This window comes from Paenibacillus psychroresistens, from assembly GCF_009728935.1.
Taxonomy (GTDB): Bacteria; Bacillota; Bacilli; order Paenibacillales; family NBRC-103111; genus Paenibacillus_AC; species Paenibacillus_AC psychroresistens.
Genome location: NZ_CP034235.1, coordinates 79,445 through 94,622, shown reverse-complemented (window position 1 = coordinate 94,622; position 15,178 = coordinate 79,445). Strand labels below are relative to the sequence as shown.

At 41.4% G+C, this 15,178-nt stretch carries 8 protein-coding genes; all 8 read right to left on the bottom strand.

The features are described from left to right. Positions 1 to 126: 126 nt before the first annotated feature. Complete coding sequence (locus tag EHS13_RS00465; protein ID WP_155698341.1) at positions 127 to 6,708, bottom strand: S-layer homology domain-containing protein; 6,582 nt, start codon at positions 6,706 to 6,708, stop codon at positions 127 to 129. Positions 6,709 to 7,005: 297 nt separating this feature from the next. Continuing rightward, positions 7,006 to 8,106 (bottom strand): glycosyltransferase family 4 protein, encoded by a 1,101-nt coding sequence (locus EHS13_RS00460; RefSeq protein ID WP_155698339.1) that lies wholly within the window; start codon positions 8,104 to 8,106, stop codon positions 7,006 to 7,008. 137 nt (positions 8,107 to 8,243) lie between these two features. Continuing rightward, on the bottom strand, positions 8,244 to 8,933 hold the full coding sequence (locus EHS13_RS00455) for a WecB/TagA/CpsF family glycosyltransferase (protein WP_155705168.1): 690 nt from the start codon (positions 8,931 to 8,933) through the stop codon (positions 8,244 to 8,246). 58 nt (positions 8,934 to 8,991) lie between these two features. After that, entirely contained in the window at positions 8,992 to 10,140 is a 1,149-nt protein-coding gene (csaB, locus tag EHS13_RS00450) for a polysaccharide pyruvyl transferase CsaB (RefSeq protein WP_193571470.1), read from the bottom strand. Next, positions 10,116 to 12,200, bottom strand: a complete 2,085-nt coding sequence (locus EHS13_RS00445) for a DUF5693 family protein (protein ID WP_155698335.1) — start codon at positions 12,198 to 12,200, stop codon at positions 10,116 to 10,118. The genes csaB and EHS13_RS00445 overlap by 25 nt, the downstream gene beginning before the upstream one ends. Before the next feature lie 21 nt (positions 12,201 to 12,221). After that, positions 12,222 to 13,928, bottom strand: coding sequence for a phospho-sugar mutase (locus tag EHS13_RS00440; RefSeq protein ID WP_155698333.1), 1,707 nt, complete (start codon positions 13,926 to 13,928; stop codon positions 12,222 to 12,224). Positions 13,929 to 13,958: 30 nt separating this feature from the next. Next, complete coding sequence (gene fabZ / locus EHS13_RS00435) at positions 13,959 to 14,390, bottom strand: 3-hydroxyacyl-ACP dehydratase FabZ (protein WP_155698331.1); 432 nt, start codon at positions 14,388 to 14,390, stop codon at positions 13,959 to 13,961. Between the two features lie 216 nt (positions 14,391 to 14,606). Continuing rightward, positions 14,607 to 15,113 carry a CDP-alcohol phosphatidyltransferase family protein gene (locus tag EHS13_RS00430; protein WP_155698330.1) on the bottom strand — a complete coding sequence of 169 codons (507 nt, stop codon included), beginning with the start codon at positions 15,111 to 15,113 and terminating at the stop codon, positions 14,607 to 14,609. Between the last annotated feature and the right edge of the window lie 65 nt (positions 15,114 to 15,178).

The following is a 15,178-nucleotide window of genomic DNA, read 5'->3' as shown; positions in this document are numbered from 1 at the left end:
GGGCTACAATCTAATACTTAAACCTTCTAATAGATAATGAAACATCCTAATTACAAAAACACACCTCGGACCGAACCTATAGCAGGTCCCGATCTGAGGTGTATGGTAAGTCCTAATTTGAATCAATTATTTAGGTATTTTCTTTTGTTGCTTCAATACTTGAATGGAGACCTGTGCGGCTTCTGCACGGGTTAATGTAGCGCCTGGGTCATAACGGAAGCTTTGTTTCTTCTGACCTTCTATTAGAACATTGGCTATCCCATTAATTAAGCCCGCTTTAGTGACTGCTTCTATAGAAGTACGTGCATAAATGCTTATTGAATTTGCATCTGTGTATGCCTTCTGTAAAGTCACAAGTGATTTATCGGTATCAGTTCCAAGCTTAAGATTAGCTGCTCTGGCGATCATAGTTGCAGCATCTTCTCTTGTTATAGTAGCGCTTGGAGAGAACAGTCGTTGTCCTCCTCCACGTACAATACCGACCTTTGCTGCTGTTTCAATACTCATGTAGTCATAAAGCCCATTAGTTGAGGGATCCTTACGATATACATCATCAAAAGTTGGTGATTCGGAATATTGCAGAGGGAAGTCGAAAATTTTCACTAGAAGTGTAGCAAACTCACCTCGACTAATCGGATCCTCTGGTTGAAACATTGTTTCGTCTTTATTCAACATTATCCCTTTGGAGAACAAAGTATCGATTTGATTTCTTGCCCATCCATGCCCCGTTACATCATCAAAGCTTTGGTTCATGTACATGACTTGATAATAGCCGAAGGTATCGAATGGTACTGTAATCGTATGTTTAGATGTATCCACTACACCGCCAAGGTTCTTCCAATGATATTGAATTGAACCTGTGTAGTCCTCGTAAATATCATAATGATAAACGGTTAGGTACTTCCATGAATCATTACGAATATTCGGATCATACTTCAATGTCAAAGTACCTCGCTTGGAAGGCACAACCAAGTCAGAAATTGCACGGCTATTGAAGTTTTCAGTGTCATATGGATCTTGGCCTGTTCCGTTCAGAGCCTTATTCATATCGGTTTCATTAGAGGAAATTGTTCCTGCATCAAGCCAATACAATTTACTAGCTGCTCTAAAATGAAGGGGTGTATCCAGATATGCTGCTAAATTCGTGTCAATTTCCGGATTAGGATTACCTATCTGTGCATCATCACCTGATGGATGCAAGATCTTATCGACGCGGCCATCCTTACTGCTGGCAATTCCAAACAGGATGGAACGATTGGTGGAGATAAATTGATTAACTAACGTTGTGTCATTCCGCAATAAATTTGTATTGGCCGGGAATGAAAGTTGAACCTCACTATTAAAGGCATTCAGCTTATTTTTTAGAAGGGTTTTAAATTGGGCTCCTTCTATTGGAGTATCGGCATTAAACAGAATAAAGGATTGTTTGGTCGTTACATCTCCCTTTACAACTGTAAAGCTGATGTTGTTCGCACCCGCCTTTAACCCTTTGGCTTCATAAAAGTAACGAGTCACTAAGGAATTGCTATTATTAATATCTGGGACCTGCCTTGCAACTGCCTCATCCTTACCGAAGGTAACTTTATCTGCCCCTTCTGCTTCCATTTCAATTTCAATGTAATTGGAATTGATATTGGCCTGCAGCTTTTTAGCTGGTGTTAAGGTAAGCTGCGGCTTAATGATACGATAGGTTTGTGGCTCTCGTATTATTGTTACCGTGCGAACGACTGTTTGTTGTGTTGAATTGGTGATTGCAAATTCAAAGGTAGTATTCCCTTTCTTAGCTAATTCAATTGATCTTGTTGTAAATATACCCGTACTTCCATCTATATCAAGATACAATGGATTGTTGTCAACCGGATCTAGTGTACCAAATGTTGATCCATTGTATAGGTCATAACGTCGATCGTAATTAGCTACGATTTGCCCGGTCTCGTCTACGGTTTTGACAGTAAGCTTGATATCCGTTGCATTGGCAATCTGTCCGATAAAAGCAACCTGTGTTTCACTGGTGGCATAATTATCTACTTTAGCAGTCGCCACATATTTAACTAAATTTGCGTTAATTATAGTTTCATCAGGCTTAAGCGTAACAAACGAAGGGCCTGAGCTTAATAAGATAAAGACATCAAAACTATTGACAGCCACAAGCTTGCCACTGCTGTAAATGGAGAACTTAATCGTATTTTTACCTTCTGTGAGTGCTTGTTGTCTTTCAGATGCTGTTGAATTAGGGCCAAATTGAAAGGTGAATTTACCAAGCGGCGGCAAAGGATCAAAATCCAATGGGTTTCGCAAATTAGATTTCACGCCATTAATGCTTACTTCAACATTAGAAAATTCAGTCTCTGGCACATTAACCAAACGACCGGAAAAACAGCTATCCTTAGAATTCTCGTTACAAGTCAATAGATTCGTCTGATCTTCTACAGCTATAGTACTTGGGTCATCTTTAAGAATTAAACCATTATATAAATTATCCAAAATAACATATGGCGTACTTAGTATGTTCAAATCATATGTTCTTTGACCAACCAAATTTTCACCTAATTTAGCAGGCTTTGTTGCATCATCTACTGTACTTGGTACTGCTGTTATCTGAGTTGGTCCATTAGGAAGACCGCTTATATTAACAACAAAAACATGATAGCCTCCATTAATTGTAAACTCTAAACTTTCTTGAGAAAGACTAAAGGCATGCGTTTGTTTAAAAATGATATCGCTAGTTCCAGACGGGTTGGAAACGGTATAGCTGCCAATCCCAATCTGATTCAATCTTGCTGCAATACTGGATGCTACTTGATCGGCATTTTTTCCTTTTACAGCTATAGGATCGCTGGTAATAGGAAGCGTCAGGCCCCCTTTATCAACAGTAACTGTAATGGAATCAGCATCTCCAGCTGAACCCATTACTGTTGTCTTAAATGCGCCTAATGTAACCGATTCGTAGGGAGTTTCTATTGAGACACTAGCTGTTCCCCTAGCAGAAGATTCCGTTACAGTGAGCTGTATAGGGGATTCATAACCGCCATTCTGTTGAAATGTCACTGAAGTACCTGAATAAGTTGTCGAATACTTAGTACTGATAGCTGGATTACCAAGTAATGCTGCAGCTAAGTTTTGCGCTATTTCACCGGCTGAACCATCGCCAACATCAAAGCTATTAGCGTTGGCTGTTAGATTTGTGGCTACAAAGGTTATATTATCTATAACTATCTTATCACCTGGCAACCAGCTATCCTCTGCCCCCCCGATATTTAATTTAAATTCTCCAGGAATTGCTTCGGCAGCTAGACCCTCTTGAGTAGGTCCTGATGCTGTCCATTGGGTATTAAGTTCTTTGTATGCTCCTGCTGTCGATTTGTGAATAGTTTTGTATATCGGTGCATTAATTGAATCACCTAGATATAAATTGACTTTATTCGTATTCGTGTCGGCGTAAATATTAAAAGTTTCTGGAAGTTCATTGATTTCATTAACACTGTTTAATGAAAGTGGGAAATCACTTAACAGCTCTCCCTTGCTTATATGATCCACATAAGGAAGACTGGAATCAATATAATTGAATAAGAAGGTTCTCGGCTGCAAGAGCACTCGATCCGTTGCTACATTGTAGAATTGGAATTTAACGCTTTGAAGCTTGCTGTTGCTGAGACTTAGATCTGCTTTGAAATCGAAGACTTTATATCTCCCCGATCTAGACAATTCAAGGTTTTCCTTTAACAAAGAGGCTGATGAATTGACTACATAGGAAGTACTTCCTGCAGGAATTCCATCATTAAGCAATGTGACAGTGTATGTCCCTTGTGCAAGATTTGCAGGAACCATAAACTTAGCTTCACTGCCTTTAAGCAAAGAATTAGATACCACGGATTGAAGTGAAATAACCACAGTTGGATCTGTATCATAGGTGAATTTCAACTTAAGCTTAGTCTCATCTCGTCCAAAGCCCGTACCAGACGCAGTAATTGCAACATTCTCAGAGCCAGCAGAAGCAGGTGAGATTTTAGTTAAATTGGGATTAGCTAATACAAAAGGAAACTGAGCTAATGTATACGATGAGCTTATACCATACATGACCCGAAGCATGTAGTTGCCTGGAGCTAAAGTTGGTGATAAGTGACTAATAACCGTACCCGGTGAAATAGTTCCATTGGTTAATGTTCCTGATCCTAAAGCAACCTTTGCCCCATCTTCAAAGAAGGCTTGTACCTTAACATTTGCATTTAAATCATTTCCATCCAATTTAATGTCTTCTGTATTTTGAGTAGCGCTTTTATTCAGCTGAGACGGACTTAAATTAGTAATATATTGACTATCGTAGGCAATATTGCCGGATGCTACGGGAACTATGACATGCGTACGTCCTACCTTTTGAGCTTTAACAATAGCTGTATCCGTTGATGAAAGTGTACCATCTGCATACCGCAATTTTTGTTCAAATTCTAAATTATACGTCACTCCATTAAGATCATCGAATACGGAATCTGAAGTGTTATCTACTTTGAATATTATGCTGGTGCCTTGCATAATGACTGGGATTATTGGTTCTGTAGTGGTTATCACAGTTGCTGGATCGGCAGCAGCTGAATTCTCGAAATTAGGTGGTGTACTAGCTTGAGAATAAGTATAGTCATTGTACCCAATGACCAGACCCGCACTATCCAAGCTAACTATCGATAAATGCTGACCATCTGCAATATCTACAGTTGTACCTATTTTTAATTGACCTTTATAAGGGGATCCAGCACTTAGCACATCGCTAGCATTAGAAGCAGATGCACCTATTGAGTATACAATAGATGTAACAGTAGCATCATTTCCACTTAAGCTTAGGTTTTGACTGCTTGCATTATAAGTAACCTGTGGCCCTGCCGTCAAATTTGCAGTTAATTTAATTGAACCATCTACGATATCTTCAGGTGCTGTAGCAAGATTTGTTCCCGTTACCGCAAAATAAGTAGCAGTTGAATCCGCCAATGTAGGTATTGCACTTTTAAAATTAGTCCAAACTAATGGAGTTGAAGGTGTTTTGGTGGTTGGAGCTGCAGGAGCTGGCCTTCCAACTTTAAAGAAACGTTCTGCCAGCTTATTGCTGGAATAAGAAACTCGCATTTTGTATGTGCCTTCTTTTAAGCCAGAAAGCATGTTGAAATCGACACTTGTATCCTTTAAACCTGTATAAGTAGCAAGCGGATTGCCTTGTCCGTTTAAGTTTAAGACATCAACGGTCACTGCTCTAGAATCAAAATTTGTTGTAATACCGTTAATGGTTAAAGATTGAATTATATCATTATAGCCTTCATTTATTGGATTAGTGTCAAAATCAGGGAAGGTCACTTCTGTTTGAGTGAAAAGTGTGGTCGGTGATGGTAGACCCACTGTAATAGCAAAGGTATTCAATACAGTCTGACCGTCCATGACCGTTAATTTATAAGGTGATTTCGAGTTAGTAAGCCCTGCGTCTGCTTTTAAGGTGTATAGGATAGTTTGTTTATCCTTACTCATTACTTGCGGCAAATCAGCACCCTCAAGAGTGGGCTCAAAAATGGATGAAACTCCGTCAGGCATCCTGACTTCTTGGGCCGTTTTGTCTTCCAATACTAGGGTATATCCACCAATCTCCAAGCCTGTACCCGTTAGTGAAAGCTGGGTGTCCGCGAATCCCTGTACCAATTGATCAGGTGTAACACTCATAACGCGCGTAGCAGAGGAAGCTCCATTCAAATCATAGGTTCCTGAGATTATACCGTTAACCAGTACATCAACATAGCGATATTTAACTGAACCACCAATTCCTGATACGTCAGCTTTAAGCTTCGAGGAAACCTGTGCATGTTGGGTTGTAATTGTCGGGACAGTAATTAAATCCTTGATCGGACCGACAGGCAATTTAGAATTATCTTCCGCTTGTATCTTAGTGGAATAGGCAAAGGGTTTTCCGTTGTCATAAATTAAATTCCGTTGAGTTTGAAAGGATTTTGTTGTATTCTGCGATACCAGAGTTAATTGATTGTCTCCTGGCTCTAGTCCGAATGTTGCAGTCGTATTGTTCTTATTGTTGTCATCAGCTGTAAAGAAAAATGAACCGCCATTCAAGAAGGCATTTCTCGGCTTAGGATTCCCTAACACATAAGCTTGAACAGATGTTGCATTCGTCACATCGCCTTTAATAGTTAAGGTGCTTCCTGCAGCTGGGTTATCCGGATATATCTTAGTATCATCATACGGCTGATTATTAATACTCATATTGGAAATGCTCGTCGTTCCCGTATAGTACGCCCATCCGGGTGCAGAAGCTATCACATTGGAGCTGCCGTATTTAATCGTAACCTTGTTAAGCCCATCTGTTAGAGCCACATTGTTAAATGTGATATCGAATGAGCCTGGCGTATGAACCGCTTTATTGTTCGTATTGGTATTAATTATTCCTGTATTAGAATTTTCAACCACATAGAAAATCTCTTTAATCTGATCTTCACTAATATTCTGAATGGTTGCTGAAAGTGAAATTGTTCCTGAAGTAAATCTTTGCACTTTAGAATCTTCTTCGGGTTTAATCGGCACCGAATTGGCTTTGGATATTGCATACAAACTGGTTATATTAATTTGAGCAACTGCCCCTAAAGCTGCAGATGGTATTAATGTCGTTATAAGCATGGTAAGAATGATAGATAAACTCATCCATTTGCTAATTTTTGTTTTCAAGATTATTTCCTCCTAATGTGCAAGCATATTTTTATAAAGCTAGTTATTATTCTATTTCATGTGGTTGAACCCATTCAGCTGTTTGTAGCCCCTCCTTCAAAATGGTCCCTAACACTTACAACATCGAATAGACTTGTATTGGCTTGCAAAATTACATGTACTTTTTTTATCGGTCACAAGGTGCGAAAAATTTAGCGAATAAATGGAATTTAAGTCGAATGACACAATATTGTGCATAGAAATAAATAAAAAGCCGCCCAGTTGGACGGCTTTCATGATGTGTATAGAAGTTATGACTTATTTGGTTGCACGGAAAAGTGCGATTCCGCCAAAGAAAACTCTTTGGATAAAGGAGATAACCGGTTTACGGTTTTTACTGATGATTCCAATGGCTTCAGCGCATATCACCATGATTAAGAACATGACAGCAACGATAACCAATGTCCACCATTGAGTAGCCTGTGAGAGCAATACGGCACATAATCCGAATAAGGTTGAAACACCATAGATAATGAGCACTGTTTTGCGTGTGGAGTAGCCAAGGCCCATTAAACAATGATGCAGATGCCCTTTATCAGCGGCAAAAATAGGTTTATTGTTAATTTTTCGACGTAAGATTGCAATAAAAGTGTCTGAAAGTGGAACACCCAGAATTAGGATCGGAACGATTAGTGAAACAATGGTAGCTTGTTTATACCCAAGAATCGATAAGGTGGCTAATGCAAAGCCTAAGAATAATGCGCCTGTATCGCCCATGAATATCTTAGCAGGATGGAAATTGAAGAACAGAAAACCTACAATACTTCCTAAAAGCACCGCACAGATTAAAGCAACTCCGTAATTGCCCATTATAATGGACAAAACCATTATGGTAGCCGTTGCAATTCCTGAAACGCCTGCTGAAAGCCCGTCCAATCCATCAATTAAATTGACTGCATTGGTAACGCCGACAATCCAGAGAATGGTAACCGGAATCCCGATCCATTGGTTTACATCGATGGGTCCTCCGAATGGGAGGTGCACGAAATCAACCGCTAAGCCAAAATATACAACAACTCCAGCTGCAGCAAATTGTCCGAGCAGTTTAATCTTCGGTGACAATACGAAGCGGTCATCCAATGCCCCGACCAATACAATTATTGCACCGCCTATGAGCAAAGCCAAAGCAACTTTTAAATTAAAGCTTGCGGTTAATGGTGCTATTATGAAATAAGCCCCGATGAAGGCAAAGAATATGGCTAAGCCTCCCAATTGCGGCATGATCTTCGAATGAACACTGCGATGGTTAGGTACGGCAACCGCCCCGACCCAAAAAGCAAACTTCTTAACGATTGGAGTTAGGATGACCGATAGTGCACAAGAAGCTATAAATCCGATCACATACAACCAAACATTCATTTATTGAACATCCCCTTAATGTTTCTTTCTCTTACGAAGTAACACCGTTTCAAATTATACGCTCTATAGAATGAGAACACCAACCGCTAATTTTGGCAAAAAACCGTATATAGCGACCAAATACGTGATTATTATCACTATAATCGGAGCTTTCCTTTGTCTCGAATCACTTTCACTACGAATTTCGGGAGTAGAAGCATTCTCTTGTACCGCCAAGGCTCCTGCATAAGCCGATAAAACCATTCTAGGCGTAAGCGAATGAAGAGCTTTGGTGCTCGCTTTAGCTTGCCCGATAATACATCAAAGCTGCCGCCAATACCCATGATAATCGGTACTCCGAGCTGCTCTTTGTAACGATCGATCCATGGCTCCTGCTTGTCTGCTGATCTTCCAACTAAGAGAATATCAGGCGCTGCTTCGCGAATTTGATTAATGATCGTTTCATCTTCATTCTCTTGAAAGTATCCATCCCGAACACCAACTAGCTGAAGCTTGGGATAACGCTCTCTTAGCTTACCAGCTGTTACTTGAATGATTTCTGGTGACGTTCCCAATAAAAAAATACGCCAGCCTTTTACTTCAGCCAATGCGAATAGCTCGTGCATCAAATCGATGCCAGCCACTTTCCCCGCAACTGGTTTCCCCACGTAGGATAAAGCCCAGACTAAGCCAGCACCATCCGGCACGATTAGCTCTGCTCTTTGCATCATAGCCATATACTTAGGTTGCTCCAAAGCGGTCATTATCATGATAGGATTCGCTGTTATCACCTGCGTGATTTGGCGACTCTCAATCGCTTGGATCAGACCCTCAACAGTTTGCTGCATATTTAATTTAGATACCCGAATTCCATAAATTGAAACATGTGAGTTATTCAACTGATCTTCATCCTCTATATACTAGATAGTTAACGATTTGTTGCGCCGGACGATGGGCTTCACTTTGAAGCTTCGTGATAGACGCTTTTTTGCTTTCGACCCAGTCGACTTGGCCCTTATCCGTCAGCAGTTCTATAGCGGTTGCAGCCAGATCCTCTGGAATGAATTCATTAGTGGTAGCTGCGGCTTTCATATCTAGTCGGTGCAAGAATTGATCAATCTTCGGATCATAGGAAATTCCAATTAATGGAACCCTTTGCGAAGCTGCATAAATTAGCGAATGAAGCCGCATGCCAATGAGCAAATCACATGCCTTAACTGCCGCCAGCATCTGTTGGGGGTGAACCAAATCTTCAGCAATGCTAACATTCCCAGCAGCCTGCATATGTTCGATTACTATTTGTGAAGCCTCTATATCGCCTGGAAGATGAAAGGGCAAGAAACAGATATGTACATCTCGCTCTGCCTGAATAAGCTGCAAGCTTTTCGCCAATTGATGTAATTCAGAGCGATTCTCATTCCAGATTCGGACAGAAACGCCAATAATCGGTTTGCTGCTTCCGCCTGCTATATTTGGATCAGTACCACTTAAGGTATTAACGTTTAATCCGTCCCCAGCCTGAAGAGGCAGACCCATTACAGGGTCCGGTACAACTTCAAGCTGCTCTCGCGGTAACCCGATATGTTGTAATAGCTGAGCCGATTCTTCGTCTCTAACAGAAACATACCGACACTTGCGAAAGATAGAGCGAATAAAGGGATGGAACGTTTTGCTCTGAACTGGCCCAACTCCTTGCGCATAGATAAATGTAGGCTTGCCTAACCATTGCGCCAGCTTTATTATGCCCAAATAGTAGGGAATGCTCTTGCGTCCTGTTGCATCCTGCAGCAAGCTCCCGCCACCGCTGATCAATCCATGGCTTTGCCTGATAGCTTTAAGAACTGGAGCTAATCTCATGCGATGCACGGACTGAACACCATAGGTTCTCGACGTCCTCTCTGGATCTATGGACAGTACAATAGGTTCAATGGTAATCCCTTGCTTAACTGACTCTGCCGCTAAAGCTAATAATATCGACTGAAGTACAGCTTCATCCCCGCTATTTTTGAACCCGTAATAGCCGGAGATGATTATGCGTTTAGTAGATGACCCCACCGTTTCCAACTCCTTGTGCATAGTTCCCATATTCCAATCAACAGCAAAGCAATGAATGCCCCTATAACCATCCCATAGATTCCGCGGATCATCGAAATGAGTAGTGGTGTGTGTAAATGAGTAAAGGAACCAATTAATGAAGCTTGTCCAATCACTCCAATAACAATTAGATATAGTGCATTTAATCGGCCCTTAAAGCATAGATAGATCCCCAAAATTAGTAAAGGATTGCCAATCAGGAACTCTTTGGTTCGCGGGCGCACTTTTAAGGTGTTTTCTAAGAATGAACGGAACATTAGTTCGAATGGAGAAGCAGTTCCTTCATTGCCCGTTCTTGATAAGTAATAGAGTGAGATGCCTACGAATAATACAGCAACCACGATCCATATAACACTGACTGACGAGTTTAAAATCCGCTTAGCTTTCATTGTTATTTGCTTATAAGACATTCTCTCGCTAAATAATAGCAAGTAAAGTCCAGTTACTAACAACGGTGCAAAAGCTAATATATTTACTCCCTTGAACTGTTGGATCACAAGGTTATACGTAATGTTGTTCAACAAACTAACTATGAAAATTGCACCAAGCAACGAAATGACTGCAGTCCGTATATAGAGAAATGCAATACGTGCGTGCCGACTGGAGAAAGATGTAGTTTCAGCAGCTGGTTTAGCTGATTGCTTACGCAAGGTTTTAATTAGGGTAATGATCGCTAAGCTGACCGCACAAATACCTACTCCCAATGCTAGAACCTGCTGCAAAACAGATAAGGAAAGCACGCTTAATGCGGCTGATCCAAGCAGACCTACCGCAAATATAGGAAGCAATAAATAAGGCAAGAATGCAGCTATCAGTAGTGCTATTAGAGCTACGCTGCCAACAATGGCAAACGGCTTAAACTTCTTCTGCCACGAAGCTGGATGATAATCAAGCGAATGTGCATCTCCTAGACTAAACCCGTTATTCTGGATTTGGTTAAGCGCACCCTCTTCACCCATCAAGCTTTCAAAAAGCGGCTTTAAAGGATCTGTGAATGTTGCTTTTCCAGGGTTTTTCGACGGCTTAGCATTCAAGAGCACCATCCGTACGTTGCGATCCTTGACTGCAAGCGATACTCGATCGGCAATCGCACGAATCCGTACTTCTATATCTTTTTCTGGAATGTTCTCTGTCAGTTTATCCGCATCGAGCTCGGATATGGAGTGCAATCTAAAAACATTATAATCCATTTGTTTAGCAAGTGTAGTGACGCCACGTTGAGCTGATTTTAAGTTTAGCGGCTCGATAATGGCTAAGCCCATATGATGCTTAGTCATTAAATTGCCCATTTCAACAATATTCTCCGATGATCTGCCTTCGTTCATGAAGCCTGGTGCAGCATCTCCATCGACTATCATTGATTTCACGCCATAACTAGTGGTCAGCGTAGTTAAAAGCTGATCCATTTCCGTTGCAACAAATTCACGTCTATTCGACAAACGAATAACAATATTAAAGCCCTTATCCTTCAGCATCTGTAAAGTAACTGGATCAGGATCCATCGGCTTCATGGAGGCTTCATCCAATTGCATCTCGATAATGAGCCCTTTATTAGAATTGTAGGACCATTCATGAACCGGCACATTTAGTTTTTTAAAGGCGGGAAGAATGAGGTTTAGCAACTGCTCCTGTGATGTCGGCTCCGTAAATAAAACATAAGTAAAATTCTCATTAGGCAAGCCTGGCTTTTGTAAAAGTGCGGCAGCTTCATGCGAGGAATATAGCTCGACTCGGCGGCTCTCTGCCAATTCAGTCAGTGTGCTTTCATATACAGCTAGTGATGGGACTTGTGCACGTTTCAATTGCTCCAATTGCTCGTCCACAAATTTGCCTGGGTTAGTATGGTAGACAGAGATATCCAATAAATCACGATAATCCATGACGAATTCAACATCTTTGAATTGAGCTTCCATCTTATTACGTTCAAATACCAAAGGTAAAGAGGCCAGCATACAAACGATGACAAGCCCCCATAGAATAACTACAAACTTACGGTTCCATGCTTTATATATTTCAAACAAGCCGCCCACTCCTCCGTACAATTATTGATCCACTCGGGCCATAACTTCATTGACTATAGCTTGGATTTGGTTGGCTGATTCTTCACCCGTTGTGCCGCACACTGCAAAATACACTTTGATTTTTGGTTCAGTGCCAGATGGACGCAAACAGAACCAAGAATGATCGGCTAAGACGTATTTAAGAACATTTTCGGTTGGCAAATCATCTATGCCTTTGGAATAATCGAGAATGGTGGTTACTTTAATCCCATTTACCAGCTCTGGCGGGTGGTTGCGCCACTCATCCATAATTTGCCCAATTTTCTCCAAGCCATCCTTGCCTTTAAGCGTACGAGATTCCAGCTTCTCTTGAAAATGACCATGCGCCAGATAGAGCTCCTGAAGCACGTCGTACAAGCTTTTACCAATACTCTTGTAGTAAGCAGCTGCTTCGCAAATCAGCATGGATGCTACCACTGCATCTTTATCGCGCGCATAGTTCCCCGCTAAATATCCGTAGCTTTCCTCATATCCAAAAATAAATTGATACTCGCCGGATGCATCGAACTGGGTCATTTTTTCACCGATATATTTAAAGCCTGTTAATGTATTTAAAGTAGGGATTCCGAAGCTTTTGGCCACAGCCGCTCCCATTTCACTAGTCACTATTGTTTTAATTACTACACCATTGGCTGGTAGCTTCGCTTGATCCTTCAAGCTGCCTAACAAATAGTGAGCCATCAGCGCTCCTGATTGATTGCCGCTCAACACAAAATACTCACCGTGAGCATCCTTAACAACAGCACCCATACGATCGCAGTCTGGATCCGTTCCAATGATAATATCTGCATCGATTTGACGAGCTAGTTTAATCGCTAAGGTGAAGGCTTCTTTTTCCTCTGGATTAGGCGACTTTACGCTAGAGAATAAAGGGTCTGGTTTTTCTTGCTCTGGTACAACGGTAACTTTATTGAAACCAAGCTGCTTCAAAGCACTGCGAACCGATAGATTTCCCGCTCCATGCAATGGCGTATAGACGATTTGCAATTGCTCGCCCATTTGCTTAACGATTTGTGGATTGGGGCTAATGGCTGTAACCGCATCGATGAAATCTGCGTCCACTTTCTCTTCAATCCAGTTAAGTAAGCCGTTAGCTTCCGCTTCCGCTTGAGATAATTTACGGATTTCAGCAAAGGATTGCAAGCCTGCGATTTGGCCTATAAGCTTCTCCGCTTGATCAGGCACCAATTGGCCTCCATCGTTGCCATAGACCTTGTAGCCGTTGTATTCCGGCGGATTGTGGCTTGCGGTCACGACAATGCCCGCAGAGGCGTGTAACGACCTCACGGCAAATGAAAGCTCAGGCGTTGGGCGCAAAGCCTTAAATACGTGGGCAACCACGCCATTACCTGCTAGAACCAGCGCAATTTCTAGTGCAAACTCTGGCGACTGGTTGCGTGAATCGTAGGCAATTGCTACAGAGTGCTGCTTGCGTGAGCTATCTTCTTGTAAATATTGGGCAAGGCCTTGGGTAGCAATCCCAATTGTGTAGGCATTCATGCGATTAGTACCCGCTCCAATGACCCCGCGCATACCGCCTGTTCCAAATTCTACATCTTTATAAAATCTATCCTCAATTTCAAGTGGTTGGTTAGCTATAGCGTGCAACTCTTGCTTAGTTTCGGCGTCAATGTTTGGATCCTGCAGCCATTGCTGATATTTCGTTTGAACTAGATCATTGGTTTCCATAATTTATTCCTCCTTGGTTTTCATACCTAATTATTGACGTTCGGACAGAGCAAACATAAGCCCACCTTCAGCTACTACTTTATCGCCGACTTTAGCTACAGCTGTACCTTTACCGATGGCACCTTTTAGACGTGTAATATGAACTTCAAGAATTAATGTATCACCTGGCACAACTTGACCGCGGAATCGAAACTCATCAATGCCTGCAAAGAAACCAAGCTTGCCGCGATTGGCTTCGAGGCTAAGCATGGCTACAGAGCCCACTTGTGCTAATGCTTCTACAATCAGAACACCTGGCATAACTGGATATCCTGGGAAATGCCCTTCAAAAAAAGGCTCATTCATGGTTACATTCTTCAGACCTACAGCTCTAACTCCTGCCTCTAGCTCTAGAATGCGATCAATTAATAGAAAGGGAAAGCGATGGGGAATAATTTCTTGAATTTGTTGGATATTTAGCAACTATTTCAGCTCCTTTTTGATGTATAGGTATAAAATTCACTGCAACGACTGACACTAGAATTGTCCTTCATGGTCTGCAGCAGTGAGGGTTCACATAAGGAACATATTTCTATACGCGTAACGGGCAACCAATCCTAGATAGATTAGGTACTCGTTAACCGTAACAGCGAAAGCTGGTTTAGAAATATGTTCTTTTTCCTAAATTCCTTGCGGCGTTCATTTCTTATTCAACTGTTTGATCTTGAGTATGTAAATGAAAGAGGTCACAAAAGAAAAAATAATCACGACCCATAAGTAAGACAGCGCATAGCGTACCTCAAACATAATAAGAGGAATAGCCAAATAATAAAGCACCGTTGTTAGTTTGCCCATAGTATTAGCAGGCACCGTTTTTTTACCACGAAAATGAAAAATAGCTGAACCGATGATCATACCCCCATCACGGATAAACATCGCAATAGCCTCTGACCATTGAATCATTCCTACATACAGAAAAGAAAGCACAACCGTCAGCATCATCGTCTTATCAGCCAATGGATCTAGCATACTGCCTAAAGCCGTTGTCTGTTTCTTCTTGCGTGCCAAATAGCCATCCAGTACATCCGTAGCCCCAGCCACGAATAAAACTAAGAAAGCCAACGCCGTATGTCCTGCAAGAAATATATACAAATAGAGAGGGATGAGAAAAAATCGTGCTATGGTTATTGCATTAGGCACATTCAACTTTTTTTCTCCTCTACGTATTGGTTTCCGCATCCTTCTTATTATACATTTGAATGGTTAACTTT

Bases quoted from the DNA above. Each gene is read 5' to 3' on its own strand.
- EHS13_RS00455 (WP_155705168.1), bottom strand. From the start codon at position 8,933: ATGCAGCAAACTGTTGAGGGTCTGATCCAAGCGATTGAGAGTCGCCAA.
- EHS13_RS00440 (WP_155698333.1), bottom strand. From the start codon at position 13,928: ATGGAAACCAATGATCTAGTTCAAACGAAATATCAGCAATGGCTGCAG.
- EHS13_RS00460 (WP_155698339.1), bottom strand. From the start codon at position 8,106: ATGAATGTTTGGTTGTATGTGATCGGATTTATAGCTTCTTGTGCACTA.